The following is a 9200-nucleotide window of genomic DNA, read 5'->3' as shown; positions in this document are numbered from 1 at the left end:
TAGCTACTCCCGCCCCGGAGGAACCAAGCCCCACCACTGCCAACCCAGAGGATTATCTCCAATGGGCTAAAACGGCATACCAAAATATTCAGGCCCGTAAAGCGAAAACTGTTACCCCGCCGGACTCCCCTACAGAGACAACGGTGGAGGAGAAAACAGAAACGGATGAAGCGGAAGCTGATCTTATGCCCTTGGCATCCGACCAACCATCGGCAATGGTGACGGCAGAAGATAGCCCCACTGCTCCGGTGGAAGAAGCAACGGGCCCTGCTTGGTTGCAAAAGTCCGATCGCCTGGAAGCCCTAAAAGAAACGGCGGTGGAAGAGGCCACAGTGGCAGGTACTCTTACCGCTGAATCCATGGCCATGGATGATGATTTCATCTGGTCAGCTAAGGTATTAGCGGCTCAGGGGCGATCGGCGGCGGACGTGTCAGCAGAAGAAATTGATTGGCTGAGGAAACTGCGCCAGGGGCTGAGCAAAACCAGGGTCAACCTAGTCAACCAGCTTAAATCCATTGTTGGCCAGGGACCCCTCAACGAAGCGGCGGTGGAGGAAATTGAAGCCATTCTGCTCCAGGCCGATGTGGGCATTGAAGCCACCGACTACATCATCACCACCCTCCAGGACAAATTGCGGGAGGAAGCGTTGCCGCCGGAACAGGCCATTGAATTCCTCAAGGAAATTTTGCGTTCCATCCTCGATCGCCCTTTATTATCTCTACCCAGTCCTGAATTTGCTCCGGAAGCGGAAGGATTGAATGTCTGGTTATTAACGGGGGTTAATGGGGCCGGCAAAACCACCACCATTGGTAAGTTGGCTTTTATGGCGAAACAATCGGGCTATGAATGCGTGATTGCGGCGGCGGATACCTTTCGGGCGGCGGCAGTGGAACAGGTAAAAGTGTGGGGGGAACGGAGTGGCGTGCCCGTCATTGCTAACCCTGGACAAAACACTGACCCGGCAGCAGTGGTCTATGACGGCATTAGTGCGGCCCAATCCCGTAACGTTAATCTGCTGTTGGTAGATACGGCGGGGAGGTTGCAAAATAAGAAAAATTTGATGGACGAGCTGGCCAAAATTCGTCGCATTATCGACAAAAAAGCCCCCAATGCCACCGTGGAATCCCTATTGGTGCTGGATGCTACCCTGGGGCAAAACGGTTTACGCCAGGCGGAAGTATTTGCCGAGGCCGCTAAATTGAGCGGTGTGGTGCTGACCAAGTTAGATGGCAGTGCTAAGGGAGGGGTAGCCCTGGCGGTGGCCCAGCAGTTGAATCTGCCCATTCGTTTTATTGGAGCAGGGGAAGGCATTGAGGATTTGCGCCCCTTTTCCAGCTATGAATTTGTTGAAGCCCTACTAAACGGTTAATATTTTTGTGCTAAGAGCGCCCAATGATCGATCGCCGTTTTTTGAATCCAATCCTGCCCTGGATGGTTGGTCTTTGGGGGGACGGGATCCGGAAACCATCAAACAATTAATGCCTTTTTGGGAATGGTTTTACAAATACTATTTCCGGGTGCAGACCAGTGGCTGGGAAAATTTGCCGCCGGAACAGGTATTGCTGGTGGGGTCCCATAATGGCGGCCTTTCTTCGCCGGACATGGTAATGATGATCTATGACTGGTTTCGTCATCAGGGTTTACACCGTCCTGTGTACGGTTTGATGCATCCCACCGTTTGGAAAATGAGCCGTCCGATGGCGGAGTTGGCCGTTAAAGTAGGGGCTGTCCAAGCCCACCCCAAAATGGCGATCGCCGCTCTGCAATCCGGGGCCAGCGTGTTAGTTTATCCCGGTGGAGCCCAGGATGTGTTTCGTCCCTTTAACCAACGCCACCAAATTTATTTTGCCGGTCGTAAAGGTTTTATCAAATTGGCGCTGAGACAGCAGGTGCCCATTGTGCCGGCGATCGCCGTTGGTTCCCACGAAACTCTGTTAGTTATGGGGGACTGCTACGACCAGGTTAAATATCTCCATGACCTTGGTATGCCTTGGCTATTGGACGTTGATCCGGTGGTTTTTCCCATCTATTTGGGTTTACCCTGGGGTCTAGCGTTGGGGCCCCTCCCCCATGTGCCCTTCCCGTTAACCATGCACACCCGCATCTGTCCACCAATCTACTTTGAGCGTTACGGCAACGACGCTGCCAAAGATAAGGATTATGTGGATCAGTGTTATCAACTGGTAAAAACTCAGATGCAACGGGAGTTGGATAGCCTGGCTGAAACCGCCAACATTTTGCCCTGGTAAATCGGGAATATGGCGGCAAAATCAACTCATTTGATCGACAATCTAGTCAGGAAAGACTCAGTGAACAAAAAATACTTAGGGTTTTTGCATTATCCACTCAGGGGTTGGTCAATTATCACGATTTATTAAGGCGATGCGGCGGCTGATCTGATCCTGCGTTAGCATTCCGTCAAGCGTAGAAATTTACTTGCTATATTTTCGCCCTTGTTTTTATTGTGTCTTGCTGATGATCGCTCAAGAAGGTATTTCTTATGACCACAGACCTTGACAACAATGAGTCCCTAAAGCCAAGTATTTTTGGGCTTCAGCAAGATGTGATTTTTTGCCTGGGAGAGATAGCTGAGTTAATGGGACAAGCAAAAGAGCTCTTGAGCAGAGAAAATGTTTCAGATAACTCCAGCGCTAAATATAGTCAGTACCAACAAGAAATTAAGGACGCGCTAAAAAATGTCAAGCAATTAGAACTCAGAATGGCGGTGGTAGCTCCGATGAAAGCGGGCAAATCAACCATTGTCAATGCCATTATCGGTCAGGAGTTATTACCAAGTCGCAATGCGGCCATGACGACCTTGCCCACAGAGATCGTATTTAAACGGGATCTTGTGGAACCTTGCTTAATTATTAGTGATGAAGTAAGGCAGACATTTCAATCAGCTATAGAATCTATTCAGCAAGAAATTAAGGGTTTGGATAAAGAGGCTATCCGAGAAAAAATTAGCCAGTATCCTCACCTGGTAGAGTTAATCCAAGAAATAGAGGCTAACCACTTCCAGATTCCCCGTAACGATTTATCTGGGCAGGAACGAATTACCGAGGTTTTAACTTTTTTTAATGATATTGTCCGTTTGTCCAGTGTCATTAATCCTTTACTAGACCCCCTTGCTCATTTAACAGAAGTTATTCGTATAGAAACGCCTTATTTGCACACGGAAGACAGCAAAGAACAGGAACAATTAGGTAATTTAGTTGTTGTTGATACCCCCGGTCCCAATGAAGCGGGAGAAAATTTAAGATTGACAATGGTTGTGGAAAAACAACTTGAAAATAGTGCCATCGTCTTGATTGTTCTAGATTTTACTCAACTGAATAATGAAGCGGCGGACAAAGTTAAGAAGCAAGTTCAACCAATCATTGACTTGATAGGTAAGGATAACCTATATGTGTTGGTAAATAAAGTTGATCAGCGTCGGAGAGGTGATATGACTTCTGAGCAAGTCAAAGAGTTCGTGTATGCCGACCTCGATTTAAGTGAGTCGGCCCATACGGATAAAGTTTTTGAAGTATCTGCTATTCGGGCATTTTCTGCCGCCAGATTCATGCTAGAGAGCCAAAGGTCAAAACAAACTCAGTCTGATGATAAGGCAGTAATTTTAAGCAGTGCAGAGACCTTGGCTCAAGAAGTACTTGGCATGGACTGGGAAGAAGAGCTAGATGAAATAACAGTAGAAGAACTTTACCATAAAGCCAAACGGTTGTGGGAAAAATCGGGATTTGCTCCATTCCCAAATAAGGCAATTAATATGTTAATGGAGAATGCGGCTCCTAAAACAATTTATATTGCATTAAATAAAGCAAGAGAACGACTTATGCATATTGATGAAGACATAAAAATAAGGAATAAGAATATTAAAGAACAAAGTGTAAAACTTCAAAAAAAGATAGAAATACTTGAAGCAGACTTACATGGTATTGAAGTGTGTAAATCTAAGTTACAAAAAACACAAAAAATTGAAGAACAATTAAATGCTTACCTTGATAAATTACTTCAGATTTTACAAGAAGAAGCTAAGGTAAGTATCAGCAAATACTTTGGAAATGAAGACACAAGCACAACATCAATAGATATAGCTTTACAGGATGTCAGAAAAATGTTTGTCCAAACAATAGAAGGATTTGATCCTTTAGGGTTTTCAAAAAGGCTAAGAGATCACTATAGTATATCCAAAGCAAAAAATAGTATAGATTTCGATACTAAAAGAGAGGCAGATTCATTTACTAGTAATGCAGTGGCATGGGCACAACAGAGAGCAGAAAGAATGTTATTGCATGCACAAAAAGACTTTGGGAAAAAAGTAAATAAAGAATTAGAAAAGCTCAAAAAAGAAATTGAGAAAGAAACTAAACCCATTATTGATAAAGCTAGAAAACGGCTGAGTGAAGATTTTAGACTAGAACTTACCTACCCAACTTTACCGTCTTGGGATACTCAAAATTTAGGCAGAGTTAATCTCATATCTTCTGAAAATTTTCGTCAAAAAACTGTCGAAAGGAAAGGCAAGAAAAAACCGTTCTACTTTTTATGGCTAATTGAAGTAGAGTATACATATCAAGAGCAAATAAGTGAAACTTATTATTGTGTATCAATGAGCCACTTGACTGCACAATTCAATCAGGGCCTTTCTAGTTCTATCAATAATATCAAGAAGGAAATAAAAATATATTTGCAGGAAGATTTTAAAAATAAGCTTGATGAGTATTTTGAAGGGCTTTATCAATATTTTGGTCGTTATCGAGATATTTTAAAGCAATCACAACAAGATCAATCCCTCTCTTCACAGGAGCAGGAAGAGCTAATTCAAAATCTAGAAAGTATAAACCCTAAAATTGAAGCATATATTTTTAAGACAAATACACTTCTAAAAAGAACACAAGACTTTATGGAATACATAGACTGATAAACATTTAATTATGGATTTAGTTAATTCAGAAAAAGATACGGATATTGAAAGACAAATCAGCTTGGAACAACTCCAGCGACGAGTACCGATCCTCGGAGATAAGGCCCTATTGGATCTAGTTAATGGCATTCAAGTCAACAAAGAAATGATCCGCTATAGAAAGAATCGTAATTTTCTGGGTCAAATTTTAGATAACTTAACCGGACATGGGCAGAAACGGCAAATCTTGCTGGACGGCAATCTAATCGCTGGCCAAGAAGCTCTACATCAATGGTTACTAGAGCTTACTGATTCCCTCCGCATTAGCCAAATTGGCATACAAATCACCCAACAATCACTTTTGGAAACACGCCAAGCTGTCCGCAGCTTAAAAGCTAACCTCCAAAAACAAAGTCAAGATATCAATGATATATTTGATAATCTAAGCAAACTTCAAGGAATCCTAAACACAAAATTTAAAGATATTGATAAACGTATTCATCAATTAGAAATTCGGTTAAGTGCCAACGAAGACTTGGATAGAATTTTAACTGCTTGGCTAGCCGGTCAGTCCTATAACAAACTACCTTGGCCCATTCAAGTTGCCTTCCTTGCCAAAGAAGTTTTTAGCAGTGCCGTTATCAACTACGAAATGGAAACTGGAGATACTGATAAATTTCGTACTCTTTTAGCCTACAAACTCTTAGCACATTTTAAAGACCTACCCAAAAACTTTTTTAATCAGTCAGATTTGCTAGATCTTTCCTATCAGCAAATGTCGTCCCAGGATCTGTTATTAACCTACTCTCTTTTAGAAGTTCACTCAATCTCTCCATCCTATCTATACAACAGCCCCCTTTTATTTTCCCTTGGTAAAACTCTGGAATTGGCCACCATACCAGAAGCTGATCGCCCTAAGAGTCCTGGCCGCATTGCTCTCACTCTCTGTCGAAATCAAATTGGTTTAATTAGCCACACCACAGACGCTGAAGAATTTATTCATACCATAATCGGGGAAACGGCAAATCATTGCCTAACCGTCATGTCATCAAAAACAGCATGAAACCAGTAATTGGACTTGTATTAGCAGGCGGTGGAGCAAAGGGAGCTTATCAAGTGGGAGCTTTAACCTACCTTGCTGAATTAGGATTGCAACCCCACATTATTGCGGGCACAAGTATTGGTGCATTAAATGGGGCTGTTTTAGCTTCTTATTCTTCACTCAAACAAGGAGTTAATCGCCTAAATCAACTGTGGGATCACTTAGCCGAATCTCCGATTATTCGTCCTAATACAACAACTGTTATCAAGGGGATGGGTTATCTTGCCCAGAGTCTTGTTCCTAGTTTCAATCAATGGATCATTGACGCTTTAGAGGCGATGGGTTTTCTAGGCGATCACAATGCTATTTTTAACCCAACTCCCATCGAAGATTTACTCAGCGAAACGATTAATCTACAATCTCTACAACGAGGGACAGAGCTTTGGGTTACGGTCTTTCCTTCCTTAAAAATTCCCGGTATTAGCTACAATCTACTGATGGCTGGAATTGATCTGCTCAGGGCAAAAACAGGAACCCAAGCTCATTGGTTACGGGCCCAAGACTGCGAAAATGATGAAATTTTACACAATCTACCATTATCAAGTGCGGCAATCCCCCTTGTTTTCCCAGAACGAGAAGTTAACGGACAACATTATGTTGATGGGGCTTTAGCTAATAATATTCCCCTAGAAGCTTTAGCGATAAAAGGTTGTACCCATGCCATTATTATCCACTTGGACAATGGAGAAATATGGAATAGACAAGATTTTCCAGATCAAGGAATTATTGAAATACGACCCCAAGCCAGAATTAATCATTCAGATCTTCCCCTGTTAGGGTTTGCCGGTAGCTTAATAGATTTTAGTCCTGAGTACATCTCAAAATTGAAACAAAGAGGTTATGAAGATGCAAAAAAATGTATGCAACCAATAATATTGACAATGGAAACCATACTTGAACAGCGTCAAAGCCATGATTCAATGGTCAATTCGAGCTTAAAACTACTTAATGATGAGCCACTGTTTTAGTCGTATTTCAAAATAAGCAAAGGGCAGAATTGTTATCCTGAAGAATATCTAGGCCACGCCTTTTCTCTCCGGTACAGAAGAGACCTTCTCCCCTAATTTTGGCTCTGTGCCCTGGAAGATTCGTTCAATGTTGCTGCGGTGACGAACAATCACGTACATACCCGCCAGCAGGGTAAAGGCAAGATAGGGCAGAGGCAATTGGAGCGCTAGCGCAATACCATTAACGGCGATCGCCGCCACAATGGAACTGAGGGAAACAATGCGGGTGAAGAAAATTACAGCTAAAAAGGTGGCCAAAGTGCCCAGAGCCAGCCAAATATTGAGCATGAATAGCACCCCTAGGCTGGTGGCAACGGATTTACCACCGGAAAACCGGAGAAAAATGGATTTGCTGTGCCCTAGCACCACCGCAATGGCCACCCCCAACGTTAACCAATTTTGCCAATCCGCTGGTAAGGCTGGTAACCAATCCCCACTGTAAATGGCCCGTACCAAGGCCACGGCCATGATCCCCTTACTGATATCAATCGCTAAAACGGCGATCGCCGCTGGTTTCCCGAGGGTGCGAAATACATTGGTGGCCCCGGTGGATTTAGAACCATGCTCCCGAATATCAATGCCCAACAATAATTTCCCCGCTAGGTAGCCGGTGGGGATAGAACCCATGAAATAGGTGATGAGGAACAGGCACAAACAGAGGAAGAGAGCAGTAGTCATGGCGTGGGCGAAAGGTAATCAGCATCGGCAGGGCTAACACCAATTATTTGCTGATCCGTGCCCAATGTCACCCAGTTTAAAAGTTTTGGTTAAGCTGGCTGGAACTCTGATCCCATGTATGGGCTGCCCATTTCGGTAAGATACGATACGGAGGATTCCCCATCACATAAACTATGGCTTGGCTTACTGCTCTATTTCGGACTTACGGGAAATATGCCTTTTTACCGGCGATCGCCTTTGGTTTGGCGGGGGGCATTGCCCTGGGGGTAACGGGGGTGATGAGCAGTTTATACCTGGGTTTAACGGGGATAGCGGTGATTTTTTTTCTCCTCTGGTGGACCTGGCTCTGGCAACGGTCCCAAGGTTTTCTCGGACGGCGATCGACCCAATCCAGCGCTAACGTCATTGCTTCCACCCTAGCGGTGCTGGTGATTTTAACCCTCATTAACTACATCGCTTTTCGCTATCCCGTCACCTGGGATTTAACCGAAAATCAACGGTTTACCCTCGCTCCCCAAAGCCAAAGCCTAGTGGCAGAGCTGAAACAACCCCTGAAAGTTTGGATTTTCGACGATGCCCCCAGTGAACAGGATCGTAAGCTCCTGCAAAATTACCAACGTTTCAGCGATAAATTCAGTTTTGAATTTGTTCATCCCGATCGCCGTCCCAAGCTGGTGCAGGACTTCAATGTGCAAAATAAGGGAGATGTATTTGTCGAGTACGGTGACAAAAAGCAGCTAGTACAGAATTTACTAAGCTTTCAACAACGGGAAGCCCTCTCAGAAATTCAACTCACCAATGCCATTGCTAAAGCCCAGCGGCAAGAAACACCACAAATTTACTTCGTCCAGGGCCATGGAGAACTGCCCCCCAATAACGAACCAGGGGGCGTTTCCGCCGCAGTGACCGCCTTGGAGAACCTTGGTGTGGCCGTCCAGTCCCTCAATGTAGTTACCGACGGGGGGATTCCGGCCGACGCCGATGCAGTGGTTATTGCTGGGCCGACCCGCAAGTTTTTAGCGCCGGAAATTGTCGCCCTACAGCAGTACACCGACCAAGGGGGCAACTTATTGGTGATGATCTCCCCGGAAGCCGATGCCGGTCTAGAAGACGTCCTTGAGCCCTGGGGTGTTAGTTTTGACCCCAGATTGGTAATTGATCTCTCTGGAGCTGGCAGTGTGTTTGGCCTTGACCCCACCATCCCCATTTTTGATCGCTACGGCAACCATCCCATCACCGAAAAATTCCAAGGGGCGATCGCCATTTTTCCCCTGGTACGCCCCGTAGCCACCAAGGAAGAACCTGGTATCCAAGCCACCACCCTAGTGGAAGCATCGGACTTAATGTATGCCACCCAACTAATTAGTGAAGATCTACAACCAAACCCAGAAACGGACTTGTTAGGCCCCTTCGATGTGGCTGTAGCTTTGACCAGGGAAGGAAAAGAAGCTAGTTCAGTCAAGGAAACGGAGACAAGTAATGATAGTGACTCCGAAGCAATTAACC

At 44.7% G+C, this 9200-nt stretch carries 7 protein-coding genes; 6 read left to right on the top strand and 1 reads right to left on the bottom strand.

Going from position 1 to position 9200, the window contains the following annotated elements; translation table 11 throughout:
* The 5 genes from ftsY to IQ219_RS12280 form a co-directional block, all read left to right on the top strand.
* Positions 1–1370 (top strand): signal recognition particle-docking protein FtsY (gene ftsY, locus IQ219_RS12300; protein ID WP_194072789.1); only part of this gene is annotated, 1370 nt, incomplete at its 5' end.
* A gap of 7 nt (positions 1371–1377) precedes the next feature.
* Positions 1378–2250, top strand: a complete 873-nt coding sequence (locus IQ219_RS12295; protein ID WP_194072788.1) for a lysophospholipid acyltransferase family protein — start codon at positions 1378–1380, stop codon at positions 2248–2250.
* 251 nt (positions 2251–2501) lie between these two features.
* Positions 2502–4925 carry a dynamin family protein gene (locus tag IQ219_RS12290; protein WP_194072787.1) on the top strand — a complete coding sequence of 808 codons (2424 nt, stop codon included), beginning with the start codon at positions 2502–2504 and terminating at the stop codon, positions 4923–4925.
* Positions 4926–4938: 13 nt separating this feature from the next.
* A complete protein-coding gene (locus tag IQ219_RS12285; RefSeq protein WP_194072786.1) occupies positions 4939–5970 on the top strand; it encodes a diguanylate cyclase regulator RdcB family protein in 1032 nt (343 codons plus the stop codon).
* A complete protein-coding gene (locus IQ219_RS12280; protein WP_194072785.1) occupies positions 5967–6977 on the top strand; it encodes a patatin-like phospholipase family protein in 1011 nt (336 codons plus the stop codon). The genes IQ219_RS12285 and IQ219_RS12280 overlap by 4 nt, the downstream gene beginning before the upstream one ends.
* Positions 6978–7025: 48 nt before the next feature.
* Here the strand turns inward: IQ219_RS12280 and plsY are convergent, their stop codons facing one another.
* Positions 7026–7694: a glycerol-3-phosphate 1-O-acyltransferase PlsY gene (gene plsY / locus IQ219_RS12275; protein ID WP_194072784.1), complete on the bottom strand. Its 669-nt coding sequence runs from the start codon at positions 7692–7694 to the stop codon at positions 7026–7028.
* Positions 7695–7867: 173 nt separating this feature from the next.
* On the opposite strand from plsY, the gene IQ219_RS12270 reads away from it, so the two are divergent.
* Positions 7868–9200, top strand: a 1333-nt coding sequence (locus tag IQ219_RS12270; RefSeq protein WP_194072783.1) for a Gldg family protein, incomplete at its 3' end; no start/stop codon positions are given.

The sequence above is a fragment of the Synechocystis sp. LEGE 06083 genome, from assembly GCF_015207725.1.
GTDB classification, from domain to species: Bacteria; Cyanobacteriota; Cyanobacteriia; order Cyanobacteriales; family Microcystaceae; genus Synechocystis; species Synechocystis salina.
Note: the sequence above shows the minus strand (reverse complement) of the source record. Positions and strands in the feature narration are given on the sequence as shown.

Coding starts and splice junctions, on each gene's coding strand:
- IQ219_RS12290 (WP_194072787.1), top strand. CDS start 2,502: ATGACCACAGACCTTGACAACAATGAGTCCCTAAAGCCAAGTATTTTT.
- IQ219_RS12285 (WP_194072786.1), top strand. CDS start 4,939: ATGGATTTAGTTAATTCAGAAAAAGATACGGATATTGAAAGACAAATC.
- IQ219_RS12280 (WP_194072785.1), top strand. CDS start 5,967: ATGAAACCAGTAATTGGACTTGTATTAGCAGGCGGTGGAGCAAAGGGA.
- plsY (WP_194072784.1), bottom strand. CDS start 7,694: ATGACTACTGCTCTCTTCCTCTGTTTGTGCCTGTTCCTCATCACCTAT.